The 18,166-nt window shown below is 64.3% G+C and carries 13 protein-coding genes; 10 read left to right on the top strand and 3 right to left on the bottom strand.

The window, feature by feature from the left end:
- Positions 1 to 7: 7 nt before the first annotated feature.
- Positions 8 to 898, top strand: coding sequence for a glycosyltransferase family 2 protein (locus tag FB600_RS23915; RefSeq protein ID WP_186024806.1), 891 nt, complete (start codon positions 8 to 10; stop codon positions 896 to 898).
- Positions 899 to 928: 30 nt separating this feature from the next.
- Here FB600_RS23915 and FB600_RS23910 read toward each other — a convergent pair whose 3' ends face one another.
- From FB600_RS23910 to FB600_RS23900, 3 genes are read right to left on the bottom strand one after another with little or no spacing between them, the layout of a single operon-like run.
- Positions 929 to 2,878 carry a glycosyltransferase family 2 protein gene (locus FB600_RS23910; protein WP_145757398.1) on the bottom strand — a complete coding sequence of 650 codons (1,950 nt, stop codon included), beginning with the start codon at positions 2,876 to 2,878 and terminating at the stop codon, positions 929 to 931.
- A gap of 29 nt (positions 2,879 to 2,907) precedes the next feature.
- Positions 2,908 to 4,314, bottom strand: a complete 1,407-nt coding sequence (locus FB600_RS23905; RefSeq protein ID WP_145757399.1) for an ABC transporter ATP-binding protein — start codon at positions 4,312 to 4,314, stop codon at positions 2,908 to 2,910.
- The gene (locus FB600_RS23900) at positions 4,304 to 5,128 is read right to left on the bottom strand and encodes an ABC transporter permease (protein ID WP_145757451.1); all 825 of its coding nucleotides are present in this window, start codon (positions 5,126 to 5,128) and stop codon (positions 4,304 to 4,306) included. The genes FB600_RS23905 and FB600_RS23900 overlap by 11 nt, the downstream gene beginning before the upstream one ends.
- 460 nt (positions 5,129 to 5,588) lie before the next feature.
- Here FB600_RS23900 and FB600_RS23895 point away from each other — a divergent pair, with 460 nt between their 5' ends.
- The 9 genes from FB600_RS23895 to FB600_RS23855 all read left to right on the top strand — a co-directional run bounded on the left by FB600_RS23895 (position 5,589) and on the right by FB600_RS23855 (position 18,098).
- A complete protein-coding gene (locus tag FB600_RS23895; RefSeq protein ID WP_145757400.1) occupies positions 5,589 to 6,947 on the top strand; it encodes an ABC transporter ATP-binding protein in 1,359 nt (452 codons plus the stop codon).
- Positions 6,948 to 7,029: 82 nt separating this feature from the next.
- Positions 7,030 to 10,377, top strand: a complete 3,348-nt coding sequence (locus tag FB600_RS23890; protein ID WP_145757401.1) for a methyltransferase domain-containing protein — start codon at positions 7,030 to 7,032, stop codon at positions 10,375 to 10,377.
- A 27-nt stretch (positions 10,378 to 10,404) separates the two neighbouring features.
- Positions 10,405 to 11,643, top strand: a complete 1,239-nt coding sequence (locus FB600_RS23885) for a glycosyltransferase family 4 protein (protein WP_145757402.1) — start codon at positions 10,405 to 10,407, stop codon at positions 11,641 to 11,643.
- A 10-nt stretch (positions 11,644 to 11,653) separates the two neighbouring features.
- Positions 11,654 to 12,232 carry an acyltransferase gene (locus FB600_RS23880; RefSeq protein WP_145757403.1) on the top strand — a complete coding sequence of 193 codons (579 nt, stop codon included), beginning with the start codon at positions 11,654 to 11,656 and terminating at the stop codon, positions 12,230 to 12,232.
- Between the two features lie 50 nt (positions 12,233 to 12,282).
- The gene (locus FB600_RS23875) at positions 12,283 to 13,314 is read left to right on the top strand and encodes a glycosyltransferase family 2 protein (RefSeq protein WP_145757404.1); all 1,032 of its coding nucleotides are present in this window, start codon (positions 12,283 to 12,285) and stop codon (positions 13,312 to 13,314) included.
- Between the two features lie 53 nt (positions 13,315 to 13,367).
- Complete coding sequence (locus FB600_RS23870; protein WP_145757405.1) at positions 13,368 to 14,216, top strand: glycosyltransferase; 849 nt, start codon at positions 13,368 to 13,370, stop codon at positions 14,214 to 14,216.
- Positions 14,213 to 15,187, top strand: a complete 975-nt coding sequence (locus FB600_RS23865) for an NAD-dependent epimerase/dehydratase family protein (RefSeq protein WP_145757406.1) — start codon at positions 14,213 to 14,215, stop codon at positions 15,185 to 15,187. The genes FB600_RS23870 and FB600_RS23865 overlap by 4 nt, the downstream gene beginning before the upstream one ends.
- 7 nt (positions 15,188 to 15,194) lie before the next feature.
- Positions 15,195 to 16,211 carry an MraY family glycosyltransferase gene (locus FB600_RS23860; RefSeq protein WP_145757407.1) on the top strand — a complete coding sequence of 339 codons (1,017 nt, stop codon included), beginning with the start codon at positions 15,195 to 15,197 and terminating at the stop codon, positions 16,209 to 16,211.
- Between the two features lie 12 nt (positions 16,212 to 16,223).
- On the top strand, positions 16,224 to 18,098 hold the full coding sequence (locus FB600_RS23855; RefSeq protein ID WP_145757408.1) for a polysaccharide biosynthesis protein: 1,875 nt from the start codon (positions 16,224 to 16,226) through the stop codon (positions 18,096 to 18,098).
- The last annotated feature ends 68 nt before the right edge of the window (positions 18,099 to 18,166 follow it).

Below are 18,166 nucleotides of genomic sequence, written 5' to 3'. Positions count from 1 at the left end.
GGTGCCGATGCCGCCGCGTGTCGGTGCGGTGGTGGTGTTTTATCGTCCCGATGCCGCCTGTGTTGCACGCGCTAATCGTCTCGCGGCCGACCTTCATTGCGTGGTCGTCGACAATTCGGAAACGGTGGCTGATGCCGTCGCGCTCGGTCTGGACCCCGCCATCGAATATCTGCCGAACGGTGAAAACCTGGGTATCGCGCTCGCCCTGAATCAGGGAGTCGAGAGGTTGATCGAGCAGGGCTTCACGATGGCGATGCTGTTCGATCAGGATAGCGAGCCGACCTCGAAGCTCCTGAGCGAACTGCCCGCCGCAGTGGCCGCGGCCGATACGACGCAGCGTCCGGTTGCGCTCGGCGGCCCTGCCTACGAGGACGCTCGCCTGCGCGGCGTGGCCCCGTTCGTACGCTTCGGCTGGGGACGTTTCCGTCGGATCGCGCCGATGGGCGAGGTGCCGATCGACGTTGATTTCCTGATTACCTCCGGTTCCTGCGTGAACCTGCGTTATTGGCGTGAGATTGGTCCGATGGATGCCGCGCTGTTCATCGATTTTGTCGATCTTGAATGGTGCGTGCGGGCCAAGCGGGCCGGTTATCGCGTGATCGGCGTGCCCTGGCTGCGTCTGAGTCATGAACTCGGCGGCGAGCCGGTGCGCGTGCTTGGACGTAACTATCCCATGCACGGGCCGATCCGCCATTACTACCAGTTTCGCAATATCGTTGCGCTTGCCATGCGCGGATCGATGCCACTGTCCTGGAAGACGGCCGAGCTGGTCAAGTTGCCGGTGCGTATCGCCATCTACTGCCTGTTCCCCGATCGCCGTCGCGAGCATGTGCGAATGGCCTGGCAGGGTTTCGTCGACGGCTTGCGGGGCAGGCTCGGGGCCTATCGGCCGCGCTGAGCGGGCAGCGGCGGTACTCGTGTCGGTGGCTCAGTCGAGCATGCCGATGCGCGGTGGCTCGGCGAACGAGAATGGCGGCATATCGCCCGCGAGCGAGAGATTCGGGTTATAGGCAGGCTCGTGCGGTAGAGCGTCGCCCCAGCGTTGTTTCATCCACCGGGCCTCCTCCGCGAAGCGGGCCTGCTTGTCGGGCGACATGTCCGACCCGCGGCTCGCCGATTCATGATGTCTGAGTTCGGCGAACGGCGTCCATGCATTGCGATAGCCGATCGCGCGCAGCTTCAGGCAAAAATCGACGTCGTTGAATGCGACGCGCAAGGATTCCTCAAAACCTCCCACCTCCTCGTAAAGTGCCTTGCGTACCAGCAGACAGGCCGCCGTGACGGCCGAGACGTTCTGGACCGACACGGCACGATTCACGTAACCGAACTGGCCGCGGTGCAACAAGTGGTGCAGATGGCCGGCAATACCGTTCAGGCCGAGCAGCACGCCGCCATGCTGGAGCCTGTTATCGGGATACCAGAGTGCGGCACCGACCGCGCCTGTCCCGGGCAGGGCAGCGACACCGACCATCTCGTCGAGCCAGTGCTCGTTCATGACCTCGGTGTCGTTATTGAGCAGGCACAGGTAGCTACCGCGTGCGATCGCGGCGGCGCGATTGTTCAGCATGGAGAAGTTGAACGGAGACTCGTCGCGGAGGACGCGAACCGACGCTTGCTGCGTGAGCGACTCGAGATAGGCGAGAGTCGCCGGCTCGGTGCTGCCGTTGTCGACTACGATGATTTCCAGGTTTGGGTAGCGTGTGCGATGCAGCAGGCCGTCGATGCATTTGCGCAGGAAGACGACGCCGTCGCGTGTCGGGACGATGATCGAGACCAGCGGCGCGGGCTTCGGTACCGGATAACGCACGCGGATGATGCCGACCTCGGGATGGACCTCCTCGACCGTCGCATCGGACAGGCCCACGCGTTGCAGGTGCTCGAGCAGGGCACGGCGAGCAGCAATCTCTGCATAGGGCTTGGCGGAACGACCGCCAGCCGTGCTGCCGGGCACGATTCGCCAGTGATAGAGCACGTGCGGGATATGGACCACGCAGTGGTCGCCTGCCAGATCGATGCAGCGCAGCGCCAGGTCATAGTCCTGGCTACCCTCGAAACCCTTGCGAAAACCGCCCGCCTCGCGGACCAAGGTGGTCTCGAACACGCCGAGGTGGGAGAACATGTTCTGCGAGCGAAACAGCAGCGGATTCCAGTCCGACTTGAAGTAGGGTGCGGTACGTTCGCCCCGCTCGTCGAGCTTGTCTTCGTCGCTGTAGAACAGCCGTGCCTGGGGGAAGCGGTTGATGTATCGCGCCACCATGAACAGTGCATGCGGCGGCAGGATGTCGTCGTGGTCGACCAGCACCACGAAATCGCCTGTCGCCAGCGACAAGGCGCTGTTGCTTGCTTCCGAGATATGACCATTGGTCTCGCGATAGAGTACGCGGATGCGCGCGTCGCGCGCCTGGTGAGCGTCGAGCGCCTGGCGTACGGCCGGCGAAGGCGAGGCGTCGTCGGCGATGCACAGCTCCCAGTGTGGATACACCTGCGCCTGGATCGACGCGATCATCGCGTCCAGCAACGCGATATCGCTGTTGTAGGTCGGCACGACGATCGAAAAGCGCGGCAAGGTCGGCATGGTCGAGATGGCGGCGAGCGCCGCTTCCCTCTCGGCATGACCGAAGCTGTCGTAGCGAGCGACCCAGTCGCGATAGCGCGCGCTGACCGGCAGGCGACTCAGGCGGCTGGCGAAGCCGGCGACACCTTCTCGACGCAGGGTGCGTATGCAGTAAGCGAGGGCTCGGCCGTAGCCGCCGTGGGTTCTGGCCTGGCGGCGCGCGGTTCCGAGCGCGAGCGGCAGGATCGCGGCGAGCCGCTGCAGTTTGCCAGGCGCATGCTCGGCGGGAGGATCAAACGGATCGGGCGGTGTGACGTCGGTCATGATGCGATCGGGACAGGCGTGTGTCGGCCTCAGGCTGGCTCGGTCGGCTCGTCGATGCCGAGCGTGATGGCGGTCATCGGCGTGCCGGCGATCCCGGTTGCCAGGTGGGCGGATTCGGATTTGACGATGCAGGCGTCGTGCAGGCAGTCGACCACGCGCGCAGTGCCGTCGACCTTGGCCAGCACGTACGCGCTGATCGCATAGTCGCCCGGCGGCAGCAGCGGCATCGCAAAGCGAAATTCGGCCAGCCAGCGATCGCCCGCGGCAGCCTCGCTTGCCGGTGAGAACGCGGTATCGTCGCTAAAGATCGCCTGGCCTAGCCGGTCCTTCACGATGAATCCGACACAGGGCGGTGTGTCGACCTCGGGAGCGCACAACACGATGCGCAGCGTTACCGCGTCGCCGCCGGTGATCCAGGAGATCGGCTTGCCCGACTCGCCTAGCAATGAGACTTCGTCGATCAACTCGTGCTCGCGGTGGGCCGGCAAGGCTTGGGGATCGAGGTCGCTACCACCAAGCGAGGGGGCGGGTATCGCGGGCCGCGTCGTGACTTTCTCGCGCTGGTCGGTGGCGGGCAGGCGTCGCCGCGCGCCGTGTGTTCGTTTGATGTGTCCTGCCTGCTTGTCCCAGGCAAGCCCTTCGCCCTGCTGCTGCCGGTAGAAGGCCTCGAAATAATGGGTGCAGACGGACTTCGAACTACCGTTTTCCCGCAGTACCCCGCGATCGAGCCAGATCGCGCGATCGCAGAGACTACGCACGGCGCCCGAATCGTGACTCACGAACAGCACGGTGCCGTGTTGCTGGAAGCGGCGCAGGAAGCGCATGCACTTCTGCGTGAAGAAGGCGTCGCCGACCGCGAGTGCCTCGTCGATCACCAGGATGTCGGCATCGACATGCGCGATCACCGCGAATGCCAGGCGCACGAACATCCCGCTCGAATAGGTCTTGACCGGCTGGTCGATGAATTTGCCGATATCGGCGAATGCGATGATGTCGTCGACGCGGGCCCCGATTTCATCACGTGTGAGACCGTGCAACTGACCGTTGATGTAGATGTTCTCGCGCCCGCTGTACTCGGCATCGAATCCCGAGCCGAGTTCTAGCAGTGCAGCGATGCGCCCGTGTGTCTCGACCGTGCCTCGGGTTGGCGCGAGCGTGCCGCAGACGATTTGCAGCAAGGTGCTTTTGCCTGAGCCGTTGCGGCCGATGATTCCGATCGTCTCTCCGCGCGCGATTTCGAAATCGACCTCGCGCAGCGCCCAGAACATCCGCACGCAATTATCCGCCCTGGTTTGCCAGGCACGCCGCAGCGCGGGCAGCGGCGTGACGGCCGCCAGTAGCGAATAAAGGCTGCGTTTGAGGCGGTCGGCAGGCATGCGATACGACTCGAAGCCCTTGGCGACGCCGGAGATGCGAACCGCGATCTCAGATGACATCGGCGAAACCCCGGCGGGTTTTCTGGAACCACGCGAAGCCGATCCAGGCGACGACCACCGCCATCAGACAATACGGTCCCCAGCGGCTCCAGTCGATGGGATTGCCCCACACCAGCACGTCGCGGCTCTGTTCGATCGGATAGGTCATCGGATTCAGGTAGACCAATTCCTGGAATCGAGCCGGTAGTGAAGACACCGGGAAAAACACGGGCGAGAGAAACATCAGCGCCGTGATCGCGATGCCGACAGTCTGGCCGATGTCGCGCAGGTAGACGCCGGTGGCTGCCAGCAGCCAGCTCAGGCCCATGATGAACACGCAAAGAGGAGCGAGTACCAGCGGGAACAGCAGCGCGGTGATCGGCACATGGCCGCGGATCAGCCATTCGGCGACCAGCAGGATCAATGCGCTGACGCAGAGGTGAAACAACCCGGAAAGCAGTGTCACGCAGGGCAGGATTTCGAGCGGGAATACGATCTTCTTCACGAAATTCGTATTCGAAAGAATCTGCGAGGGTGCGCGGTTCGCGCATTCCGAGAAGAGATTGAACATGATCATGCCGGCGAACAGCACCACGGCGAACTCGCCCTTCGAGGCAGACGGCGAGGCGCCACCCCAGCGTGATTTGAAGACTTCGCTGAACACGAAGGTATAGACGCTCAACATCAGGAGCGGGGTCAGCAGAGACCAGAAGATGCCGAGGACCGAACCCTTGTAGCGGCCGACCGCGTCGCGGCGCGCCAGGTCCAGCAGCAGACGGCGATTCCGTATCAGCGACGCGGCAAGGGCGCGCGGCGAGGTGCTGAAGCTTTGCATAGTATCGAGTGAAGAATATGGCCGGAGGCGGCAGGTGCCGCGGCCGCGAACGCAAGTGTCGCCGCGTGGGCGCGATCGGGCTGGCGGGTACCTCGGAAGCGCCGGGCGATCTTGGAATGGAGGCGGCGCGTTCGCAGCGTGCTGAATTATGTCATACGACGCCAGCGGTTCGTTCCTTGCCGTTGTTTTCACAGCGTCGTGCAAGTGTGTCCAAGTGTAAATACTGCAATTGGGTAGATTGACAGGGCGCGATGTCGAAGCGGGGGCGGGCGGCGAGCGGAGCGGATTTTGAGCGAGCGCGCATGGCTGAAAACTGTATCATCTCGCATCGTGAAAAAAGTAAAACGAGGTAGAATCCCGTAACTTTTACAACGAGCTAGTCCGCTTAGCCGCACCTCACTCCGCGCCGTCGGTGTCGTCGTGTAATTCCGAGGTCGAGGGCGGGCACATAACAACCGGTATGTCTGAAGTCAGCGCAATCGAAGCAGTCGGTATCACCAAGGGTTTTGCCGCGTACGAACGGCCGTCGGAGCGGCTCAAGCGCGGCATGCTCAGGGTGGCGTCCCGCTTCGTGGGCGCGGCGCCGGCCACCGCGCCGGCGGCTACTTTCTGGGCGCTGAACGGCGTGTCCCTGTCGGTGCGTCGCGGCGAGACGGTGGGGATCGTCGGCCGCAACGGCTCGGGCAAGAGTACCTTGCTGCAAATCGTCTGCGGCACGCTCGCGCCTACGGCCGGGAGTTTGAACGTCAACGGCAAGGTCGCGGCCCTGCTTGAGTTGGGCTCCGGCTTCGACGTCGAATACAGCGGACGAGAGAACATTTATCTGAACGCACAACTTTACGGCCTTACGCGCGCACAGATCGATGCTCGCTACGAATCGATCGCAGCCTTTGCCGATATTGGTGAATTTATCGACCAGCCGGTCAAGACCTATTCGAGCGGGATGTTCGTGCGCCTGGCATTCGCGGTGATCGCGCATGTCGATGCCGACATCCTGGTGATCGACGAGGCGCTCGCGGTCGGAGACGCCTTCTTCAATCAGAAGTGTTATCGCTTTCTCGAGGGGTTCAAGCAGCACGGCACCATCCTGTTCGTTAGCCACGATACCTCGACAATCCGCAAGCTGTGCACCAGCGCGGTGTGGATCGAGGCGGGACGGGTGATCGCGCAAGGCGCACCTGCCGAGGTCTGTGCCGCTTATCTTGAGGCGCGTTACAACGCTGGCGCGTTGGCGCCGGCGCCAACGCCCGAAGGCAGCCGGTCCATGGGCGCAACTACTCAGCGGCTCGATGTGCGTCGCGACACGATCAATGCGTCCCCGCTGCGCAACGATATCCGCGTGTTGCCTTTCAATCTCGAATCGCAGGCATTCGGTGCCGGCGGCGCCAGGATCGTCGACGCGGCGCTGGTGAACGCCGAGCGTCACCCGCTCTCATGGGTCGTAGGTGGCGAGCCGGTCACGCTGCGGGTGACGATCGAAGTCGACGACGAACTGTTTTCTCCTATCGTGGGTTTTTATATCAAGAACGAGCGGGGTCAGGAACTCGTCGGCGCGAACACCTATGCGGCTTACCTTGGGGATCCCGTCATGTGCGGCGCAGGCGATACGCTGAGTGCGGAATTCTTGTTCGTGATGCCCACCCTGCCTATCGGGCAGTTCTTCATCAACGTCGCGGTGGCCGAAGGCACGCAGTACGATCACGTGCAGCTTCACTGGATTCATGACGCGCTGCCGCTCGAAATCAGCAGTTCGAGGGTGCGCCATGCGCTGGTCGGAGTGCCGCTGACGGATGTCAGGCTATCGCCGCTTTCGCATTGACGATCTCGCCGGCCCGATGACGGCTGCCGACGACAGGGGGCGCAACGCCCTCACGCCATCAGTATCAGCAGGATCTTTAGACATGACAAAAACAGTTCGGACATTTCGTTTCAAGGGTGCGGAAAACGGCCACGAATTCACCGGAGAGCGGTATCTGCCGGGGGTTGGTGGTCCGATCCAGTACGAGCATTATCATCGCTACCTGTTTTCGACGGAGCTCGTCGCCGGTAAGGATGTGCTCGACATCGCGTCCGGGGAAGGCTACGGATCGGCACTGCTGGCACAGGCGGCGCAGTCCGTGGTCGGCGTCGACATCGATGCCGCGGCGGTCGAGAAGGCGCGCGTGCGCTATGCCGAGCATACCAACCTGCGATACGAGCATGGCAGTGCGACCAGCATTCCGCTGCCCGATGCCTCGGTCGACGTGCTGAACTCGTTCGAGACGCTCGAACACTTTCACGAGCACGAGGCCTTCATGCGTGAGGCCAAGCGCGTGCTGCGCCCGAACGGGCTGATGATCATCTCCACGCCGAATCGGCCGATCTATTCGCCGCCCGGTTCGCCGCCGAACGAATACCACGTGCGCGAACTCGATCGCGACGAATTCACGGCCTGGCTGTCCAGCGGCTTCCGCAACTTCGTGCTCTACGAGCAGAAACCGTTGGCGGGCTCGTTGCTGCAGCGCGAGGGTCGCGAGGGCCAGCGCGAGATCAACTGCTGGGCCGAGCGCACGGTGGGGGAATATCAGTCGACTTCGGGTATGGTCGATCCGGTCTATTTCATCGCGATCGCTTCGGACGGGGAATTGCCGACTCCCGACGACGACATGCTCGATGGAGGCGTCTCGTTCGCGCGCTACGACCATGATCGCAATACCAAGCTGGGCGAACAATTGGTGGAGATCGTGCGCCTGACGACCGAGACGATGGGGCGTGGCGAGGAAATCGGTCGATTGACGGCCGAGACGGTGCGGCTCACCGAGGAGACGCTCAAGCGAGATGTCGAGATCAGTCGCCTGGCTGCGGAATCGAAGCGCCTGAGCGGATTCGTCGCCGAGCGCAACGCCGAGGTCGCCCGCCTGCGAAGCGACGTGGCACGCCTGGAGAGCGAGTCGAAGAAGCATTCGCGCGACGGTCGTCAACGTGACGAGCGCTCGGGTTCGGTGGCGGACGTGCTGACACGTCTTGGCGAGCAGAAGCAGATTTCCTCCAATCTGGTACGTCGCATCGACGACCTGGCCGCGCGCGTGCGCGTGGCGTTCAGCGAAGGGCGCGCAACGTCGCGTGCGCCCGTTGCGGGGCCGTCGCAGGCTGCCGTGGACGAACTGCTGCGAGAGAATCATCAACTGCGTGAGCAACTTGACCTGATCAAGCGCTCTTTGTCGTGGCGCGTGACGCGGCCGCTGCGCGCCGCTGCGCGCCGCGTACGCAAGCTTCGCCGCGCCACCGTGGCGCCTGCGCAAGTCTCGGCTGGCTACACGACGAGGCTCGCCAACGCCGGCGATACGCCGATGCCGCTCGCGCAGAGCGATGCGCCGCGCGCCTCCATCATCGTGTTCCCGCGTAGTGCGGCGGCGACCGCACAATCGCTCGCCGGCCTTGCCGCATATACCTCTGACGTGCCGTATCGCGCGGCTCTGCTCGGCGATGCGCATCCCGATCTGGTGGCCAGGACGGGGATCGACGTGATCCCGCGTGTCGAATCTTCGCTGCATTGTCTCGAAATGCCCGATCTCGCGGGTGATTTCGTGGTGCTGATGTCGGCCGACCTGGTGCCGCAACCGGGCTGGATCCAAGCCTTCGACGAAGCGTTTCGCCGCTTCGGCGCGAGTGCCGTCACGGCCCTCGTGCTGGCAAGCGACGGCTCGGTGCAGGCGGCGGGCGCGCGTATCGACGCCACCGCGCAATTGATGCCGGACCAGACGGGGGGGGATCCCGCTGACGAGCGCCTTGGCGCCGTCGAGCGAGTGAAGGCACCGAGCCCGGGAATCGTCGCGATCCGACGGGATCTGTGGAGCCAGGTGCGCAACGAGGTCGGGACCTTGGCGGGCGACGGGCTCGACCTGACAGCCGCCGCGCTGGAACTGACTTCACGCTCGCAAGGGGTGCTGCTTCAGCCGTTTGCCCGCTTCGTCCAGGCACCGGCCGCCGAACAGGCGCCGGTCGAGGACGAATGGGAGATGGCGCATGCGCGCTGGGCGGTGCGCCAGCGCTACGAGCGCCTGTTCCGCAGTGATCGGCCGTTCCTCGATGTGCTGGAGTTGCCCGCGCGTCCGAAGATCGTGGTCGCCGATGCATTCGTGCCGAAGCCCGATCAGGATTCCGGATCGAACGACGTGTACTGGTATCTGCGGATTCTGCGCGAATTCGGTTTCGATGTCAGTTTCCTGGCGGCCTATGAGCCGGCGGTGGCGGTTGACGACCCCTATGCCAACGCGTTGCGCCGATGGGGCATCCGTGTGCGCATCGCCAAGGACCCGAAGTCCTTCCACGATCTGTTGATCGAGGAAGCGAGCGATGCCCGCGTGGTGATCGCGCAGCGCATCATGGTGGCACGACACGCGCTTGAGGCGCTGCATGCCGCGGCCTTGCCGGCCAAGCTGGTGTTCGGCACGGTCGACCTGCATTACCTGCGCGAGGAGCGCGCGGCGCTGCTCGATCGGTCGCCCGAGGCCCTCGATGCCGCGATGATGCTCAAGCGCGCGGAGCTACAGGCGGTCGCCAATGCCGACGCGACGATCGTCGTCAGCCGCATCGAGGCCGATATCCTGCGCGACCTGGTGCCGGCAGCGAATATTCACCGGATTCCGATCCCGCGCATGCCGAACCGTTCCGCGCGTACCTTCGCGGAGCGTTCCGGCGTGCTGTTCGTGGGTGGTTTCGCGCATCGCCCGAACGTCGACGCGGTGCTGTTCCTGGTCAAGGATATCTGGCCGATCGTCCGGCGTTCGCTGCCCGATGTCGAGTTGCGCATCGTGGGCAGCGGTGTGACCCCCGAGGTCTCGGCGCTTGCCGATCCGGCGCAAGGCGTCGTGATCGTCGGCTTCGTCGAGAATCTCGACACCGAAACCTCGTTGGCGCGCCTGTCGGTGGCGCCGTTGCGGTTCGGCGCCGGTATCAAGGGCAAGGTGGTGTCGAGTCTTCTCGCCGGGCTGCCGTCGGTACTCAGCGGGGTGGCCAGCGAGGGTATGGGCCTGGTAGCTGGCGAGCAGATGCTCAGCGGCGATACCGCCGACGAGATTGCCGCGGCGATCGTGTCTCTCTATCAGGACCCGGCGCTGTGGCAGCGCATCGCCGACGCCGGCTTCACGGCTGCTGCGACCGAATACTCGGTCACTTCGGTGGCGGCCCGTCTCGCGACCCTGCTCGATTCGATCGGCGTGAACGAGGGTACGCGCGAGTTGCGCGACGGCGTGTTCGACATCCAGTGACCTATTGCCCCGAATTCCGGATCCATCATGCTGCAATCTCTGTTTTCCCTGTTCCGTAAGGCGCCGCCCGAGCGCCGTCGTCGCACCGACGGCAAGCTCGGAGTGGTGATCGAGTTGGCGTCGTTCGACAAGGGCGGTCTCGAGAAGGTGGTACTCGACTCGGCGATTGCCTTCGACCGTTCCCGTTTCGATGTGACGATTGTCACGCCCGGCAAGGTCGGGCATCTGGGCACCGTAGCGCGCGATGCAGGCCTGCGCGTGGTCGGTTTGCCGGCCGGCAACGCGCGGCCTGCCTACGAGCGTGTGCTGGCCGAGGACGGCATTGACATAGCGATGTCGCATTTCTCGGACACCGGCTATCCGCTGTTCGAGAAGTTCGGGATTCCGAACGTCACCTATATCCATAACGTCTATGCCTTCTTCTCAGAGGCGCAGGCGCGCGCGTTTGCGGACAACGATCGCTACGTGGAACGCTACGTGTCCGTGTCGCGCAATGCGACACGCTTCGCGGTCCACAATCTTGGCGTGCCCGAAGCGAAGGTCGAGACCATCCCCAACGGCCTGATCCTTGCGGAGCACGAGGCACGCGAAAAGCTGACGCAAACGCTGACACGCGCGCAACTCGGGCTTTCCGATACCGACTACGTGTTCGCCAACGTGGCGTCCTACAACCTGCACAAGGGCCATTATCTGATGGCCGACGCGATGCGCCACCTGCTGGCGCGTCGACGCGACGTGAAGATCCTTTGCGTCGGCAATGTCGTTTATCCGCCGCACGTCGATGCACTGCGCGCCTATCTCGACGAGCAAGGCCTGTCCGGTCATATCCTGATGCCCGGCTACGTCGCCGATGTCGCCGCGGTCCACCGGATCGCCGACGCGTTCCTGTTGCCTTCGTTCATCGAAGGCTGGAGCATCGCGATGAACGAGGCAATGTTCTATCGCAAGCCGATGGTGCTCAGCGATACGGGTGCCTCGGCCGAAGTGATCGAGCAGGACGACATCGGCATCCTGGTGCCGAACGAATACGGTGACACTATCGAGCTGAATTCGAAGCGGCTCGACGAGCTCGCCTACGCGCCGCATCAGTACCGGACCGCGCCAGTCCTGGCCGACGCGCTGGAGCGCATGGCGTCGAATCGCGACGAGTGGCGCGAACGAGGCGCGCGAGGCCGCGACAAGATCTGCGCACACTACGACTTCACCGAGATCGTAGCCCGCTACGAGGCTTTGATCGAGGACGTGGTCCGGGCTTCGGCGCGGTGAGGGAACTGTCATGCTATCTAGGCTGAAATCGATATATCGTTTCGTCCGCTGGCGCTTCAAACCGGCGGTATGCTTCTACCTCGGCAATCACCTGTTCATGAACTACATGCCGTACCGGGTGCGGCATGCGTTCCTGCGGCGTTTCTGCCAGGTGCGGATCGGCCATGATTCGAGCATCGCGATGGGTTGCTTCGTCACGGGGTACCATATCTCGATCGGCGACAACACGGTAGTGAATCGTTACACCTATCTTGACGGCCGTGTGCCGCTGACGATTGGCAACAATGTCAACATCTCGCACTACACGCTGATCCAAACGCTCACGCACGATCCGCAGAATCCCGACTTCGTCTGCCTGTGCAAGCCGGTGGTGATCGAGGATCACGTCTGGATCGGTGCGCGCGCCATCATTTGCCCGGGGGTGCGCATCGGCGAAGGTGCCGTGATCGGCGCCGGCTCTGTGGTGACGCGCGACGTGGCGCCCTACACGATCGTCGGCGGCAATCCGGCGCGCTTCATCAAGGAGCGTTCCCGCGATCTGCGTTACCGGTCGCGCTACTTCCCGTTTTTCGACACGGATATCCAGTGACGGGCACTCGAATCCGTCGGTTCGTCTCATGTCTTCACGGTTGACTCATCATGTCCCTATTCCCGTTTCGTCGTCGCTCCTTCCAGGCCGCCGGCTCACATCCCACGGGCGTCGACGCGGCGCCGGCAGGCCTGAGCGTGCCCGACACGGGTGAACTTTCAGGCGCGACCCTGTCGGTCGTGATCCCGCTCTATAACCACGCGCGCTATATCGAGGGCGCCTTGCAGAGCGTGTTGTCGCAAAGCTCGGCCGCCGACGAAATCATCCTGATCGACGATGGTTCGTCGGATGACGGATTCTCCATTGCACAGCGCATGCTCGCTTCGATGCCCAATGTCAAGGTGTTCCGTCAGGAAAACGCCGGTGCGCACAACACCATCAATCGCGCGATCGGTATCAGCCGCGGTGAATATCTCGCAGTGCTGAATTCCGACGACATGTTCGCGCCGGGTAAGCTCGAACGTTGCCGGCGCGTGCTCGCCGCCGCGCCCGAGATCGAACTGATCGCGGGCGAGATCGGCATCATGGACGATCATGGCACGCGTCTTGACAGCGGCGTGACGATCGACTGGTTGGCGCGCGCACGCGCGTACCTCGACGAGACACGCCTGCCGCAGCTCGCGCTACTCAACGAAAATTTCGTCGGTACCACCTCGAACATGGTGTTCAGCCGTCGCCTGTGGGAGGCGGCTGGCGGCTTCCAGCCGCTGCGCTATTGCCACGATCTGGATTTTTTGATGTTTGCCTATGCGCATGCGGTGGTGCATGTCGATCGTGGTCACGAACACATCGTCTACCGCGTCCACGAGCGCAATACGATCAAGGAGGATCTCGGCAAGGTGCGCATCGAGATCGCGGCCGTGATTGCTCAGGCGCTCGAGATGAGCGGCCCAACGCTGTTCTCGGCAGGCCTTGGCACTGAAGATGTCGTCGCGTTTCGTCGTTTCCTCGCCAACAAGAACCTGTCGGAGCTGGTGCTGTTCCTCCAGACCGTGGCACGTGCGTTTCCGACGCGCGCCGCCTTCTATGACTACGCGAATGAGCCGCGCCATGCCGAAGCGTTTCGGGCCGCACTCGGCTGAGGCGGGCATCGACCATGCCATTTCCGGATCGAGCTTCCCAAGAGGTCAGGGCGATGGAGCCGCTTGAGCGTGCAGCGCCTGCAGCGGCGCACCTGAGGGTATCGATCGTGGTTTACCGGCCCGACATACCGGTGTTGGTGCGCACCATCGAGCGGCTAGTCGCAGCGATCGTGCAGGCGCGCGCGAGCCGTGGTGCGCTGTCGGCGACCGTCGTGCTGGTGGACAACGGCGGTCTGGGCGAAGCTGCAGCCGGGTTGCTTCGGCAGATCGACGGGGCTGGCATCGAGACGCGCGTGATTGCCGGACATGGCAATGTTGGTTACGGCTGCGGACACAATCTTGCGATCGTTCCCGACGCAACCGGGTTCCACTTGATCCTCAATCCCGATATCGATCTCGCGCTGGATGCATTGGCGCAGGCCTTCGCGTTCCTCGATGCGCACGCCGACGTCGGATTACTGTCGCCCTATGTGGCAGGGCCGAGCGGAGCCATGGAGTATCTCTGCCGGCGCCCGCCCACGGTGCTCAGCCTGTTTGTACGCGGTTTCCTGCCGGCGCGCCTGCGCGCACTGTTCGCGGCCCGCCTGGCAGACTACGAGATGCGCGATCTGATCGACGGCGAGCATGTGTTGTTCGATCCGCCCATCGTCAGCGGCTGCTTCATGCTGTTCCGAGCCGAGATCCTGGCCGCGTTGGGCGGTTTCGATTCGCGCTACTTCCTCTATTTCGAGGATTACGATCTGAGCCTGCGCGCGCATGCGCTGACACGCATTGCCTACGTGCCGTCGGTGCGCACCGCGCATTACGGTGGACAGGCAGCACGCAAGGGCTGGCTGCACATCCGCCTGTTTGCTGCTTCGTCGTTCCGCTTCTTCAACCGCTTCGGCTGGCGGTGGTGGTGATGCGCATCGTCGTGACCGGGGCGAATGGTTTCGTCGGGCGCTCGCTGGTGGGCACGCTTGCCGCGCAGAGCGTCGAGGTGCTGGCCCTGCTGCGTCGGCCCCAAGGCAACCTCGGCAAGATACAGGAGTGGCTGCATCCCGCTGCGGATTTTGCCGGATTGGGTGAGGCGTCGACGCCCTTCCCCGAGGGCGTCGACGTGGTGATCCACGCGGCCGCGCGGGTGCATGTGATGCGCGAATCGGAACCGGGGCTGGCCGAGCAGGCGTTCGAGGCCAGCAATGTGGACGGAGCGCTGCGTGTGGCGCGTGCCGCGCGAGAGCGAGGGGTACGCCGTCTGGTGTTCGTGAGCAGCATCAAGGCGCTGGCAGAACGGGACGCCGGGCAGCCCCTTGACGAGCAGATGCCGCCCCATCCCGAGGATGCGTACGGACGCTCGAAATTGCTGGCCGAACGGCGCTTGCGTGAGTACGGCGAGAGCAGTGGCCTGGAGATCGTCATCGTGCGGCCGCCGCTGGTATACGGGCCCGGGGTGCGGGCGAATTTCGAGAGCATGCTGCGCGCCGTGGCACGCGGCATACCGTTGCCGCTGGGCGCCATCGAGGCGCGGCGCAGCCTGGTCCATGTCGACAACCTAGCCGACGCGCTGGCGCGCTGCGCGCTCGATGCGCGTGCGGCCGGACGGTGTTTCCACGTCGCGGACGACGATCCGATGACGATTGCCGAATTGTTGCGTGCTATCGGCCGGCACCTGGACCGGCCCGCGCGCCTGCTGCCGGTTCCGGTGCCGGTGTTGCGCATGATCGGGCGCCTGATCGGGCGCGGCGCCCAGATTGACCGTCTGACGCAGAGCCTGCGCGTCAGCACTGCGTCGCTTGCCGGCACGCTCGATTGGCGACCTCGCCTGAGCACTGACGAGGGCCTTGCGACCACTGCCAAATGGTATCGATCCACCACCATGAGTCACGAGTAGAATCCCCATGTTCCCGCTTACCTATCTGGACTGGTGCGGCGCCCTGGCGTTTGCTCTGATCGCGGGTGCCTGCAGCACGCTGATCCTGCGAGTGCTGTTACGCACGGGCCTTGCCTGGCGCCTCGCGACCGACGTCCCCAATGAACGTTCGCTGCATGAGCGGCCGACACCGCGGGTGGGCGGCTGGGGCCTGGTGCCGGTGGCAGTCGCCTTGATCGCGCTGGCCACGCCGCCGCTCGCGCTGGTTGGCTGGCTGGCGCTCGGCCTGGCGGCCATGTCGCAGATCGACGATCGGCGAGGGTTGCCGGCGCGGGTGAGGTTCGGCGGGCACGTCGTGGCGGTGACGGCGCTGCTGGCCGTCTATCCGGCACCGGTGCCGGCGTGGATGTTGCCCGCCATCGCGATCGCTCTGCTGTGGGTGATAAACCTCTACAACTTCATGGATGGAGCCGATGGGCTCGCGGGCGGGATGGCGGTATTCGGCTTCGGTGCGTATACGATCGCGGCACTCGGGACGTCGGCGGCACCGACGCTGGGCGCGGCATCGGCGGTCGTGGCGGGTGCGGCGGCCGGCTTCCTGCTGCTTAATTTTCATCCCGCCAGACTGTTCCTGGGCGATGCCGGTTCGATACCACTCGGTTTCCTGGCCGGTGCGCTCGGTTATTGGGGATGGTGCACCGGGACATGGAGCGCCGCATTTCCGTTTATTGTATTCGGCCCCTTTATTTTCGATGCCTCTGTGACATTGTCGAAACGTTTGTTACGCGGTGAGAAATTCTGGCAGCCACATCGCGAGCATTATTATCAGCGTGTCGTCAGAATGGGAGCAGGACATGTTCGCATGGCTTGCGGCGCCTATCTGATAATGGCGGCCGGCGCCGTTGTCGGGGCGAGTTCGCTGTCGCGCTCCGCGCTCACGTCCTGGCTGATCGCTTTGGTGTGGTACGCGATGCTCGGCGCGCTGGCGCTGACTATCGATGTTCGCTGGCGGCGTCATGTTTTGGCGCAATCCCAATTCCAATAAGGTTCGCTCTCCATGGTTCGACTCAAATCGTCGTGGCTCTCGCTGAGCGCGTTCCTGTTTGATCTGCTGGCTGTTGCGGGCGTCTGGCTGGTTGCCTACGTGATCCGCTTCAACGGCATGATTCCGCACGACTTCCTCGATGGTGGCGTGTTCGCGCTCGCCTGGGTGTTGCCGGTCTACGGCCTGATGTTCTGGACCTTCGGCCTTTATCGCGGCCTCTGGGTATTCGCCAGCCTGCCGGACCTGCTGCGCATCTCGAAGGCCGTGGTCGGCGGCGGCGGCATCGTTATGGCCTGCGCGGTGATGTTCCAGCCGATGCCGATCATCCCGCGTTCCGTCCTGCTGCTCTCCCCCATGCTGCTGTTCCTGATCATGGGCGGCGCGCGCGCGCTCTACCGCGCCACCAAGGAGTTCTACCGCTACGGCGGCCTGGTCGGCCAGGGCAAGCCGGTGCTGGTGCTGGGCGCCGGCGGCGCGGGCGCGAGCCTGGCCCGCGAGCTGTCGCGTTCCGGCGAATGGCGCCTGGTCGGCCTGCTCGACGACGAGCCGGCCAAGCGCGGCCGCGAGGTCTATGGCTACAAGGTGCTCGGTCCGATCACCGAACTCGCCCACTGGGCCGAGCTCACCAAGGCCGAGCACGTGATCATCGCGATGCCGTCCGCCTCGGTCGAGGTGCAGCGCCGCGTGGCCACGCTGTGCGTGCGCGCCGGCGTCAACGCGATGGTGCTGCCTTCGCTGACCACCATGCCGCAAGGCCAGGGCATGCTCTCGCAGGTACGCCAGATCGACCTGGAGGACCTGCTGGGCCGCGACGAGGTGAGCATCGACACGCCGCACGTCGATGCCTTGCTGCATGACCGCGTGGTGATGGTGACCGGCGCCGGCGGCTCGATCGGCTCCGAGCTGTGCCGCCAGATCCTGAAATTCTCCCCGGCGCAACTGATTGCATTCGACCTGTCCGAATATGCGATCTACCGCCTGACCGAGGACCTGCGCGAACGCTTCCCCGACAGCCACGTGGTGCCGATCATCGGCGATGCCAAGGATTCGCTGCTGCTCGATCACGTGATGGCCAGCCACACGCCGCACATCGTGTTCCATGCGGCCGCCTACAAGCACGTGCCGCTGATGGAGGAGCTGAACGCCTGGCAGGCGCTGCGCAACAACGTGCTCGGCACCTATCGCGTGGCGCGCGCGGCGATCCGGCATGGCGTGCGCCACTTCGTGCTCATCTCGACCGACAAGGCCGTCAACCCGACCAACGTGATGGGCGCCAGCAAGCGCCTGGCCGAGATGGCCTGCCAGGCGCTGCAGCAGACCAGCCCGAACACGCAGTTCGAGACCGTGCGCTTCGGCAACGTGCTGGGCAGCGCCGGCAGCGTGATCCCGAAGTTCCAGCAGCAGATCGCCAAGGGCGGCCCGGTGACGGTCACCCATCCCGAGATCACGCGCTTCTTCATGACCATCCCGGAAGCCTCGCAACTGGTGCTGCAGGCCTCGAGCATGGGGCAGGGCGGCGAGATCTTCATCCTCGACATGGGCAAGCCGGTGCGCATCGTCGACCTGGCGCGCGACCTGATCCGTCTCTACGGCTTCGACGAGGATCAGATCCGCATCCAGTTCACCGGCCTGCGTCCGGGCGAGAAGCTCTACGAGGAACTGCTCGCCGACGACGAGACCACCACCCGCACGCCGCATCCGAAGCTGCGCACGGCGAAGGCGCGCGAGGTGCCCGACAACCTGCTCGACGAGTTGCTGCCCTGGCTGATGCAGCACCGCGTGCTCGGCGACGACGAGGTGCGCCGCGACCTGCGCCGCTGGGTGCCGGAGTATCAGCCGGCCGTCAAGCCGACCTTGCAGAGCGTGCCGGGGCGCGCCAAGGCCTGAAGCCCTGAAGCTCCGAAGCCCGTGGCGAACATGCCGGCGATGCGCAAAAGCGAAAGGCGTCCAGTGGA

The sequence above is a fragment of the Burkholderia sp. SJZ089 genome, assembly GCF_007828315.1.
In the GTDB taxonomy this organism is placed as follows: Bacteria; Pseudomonadota; Gammaproteobacteria; order Burkholderiales; family Burkholderiaceae; genus Burkholderia; species Burkholderia gladioli.
This window is presented reverse-complemented; position numbering and strand designations above follow the sequence as displayed.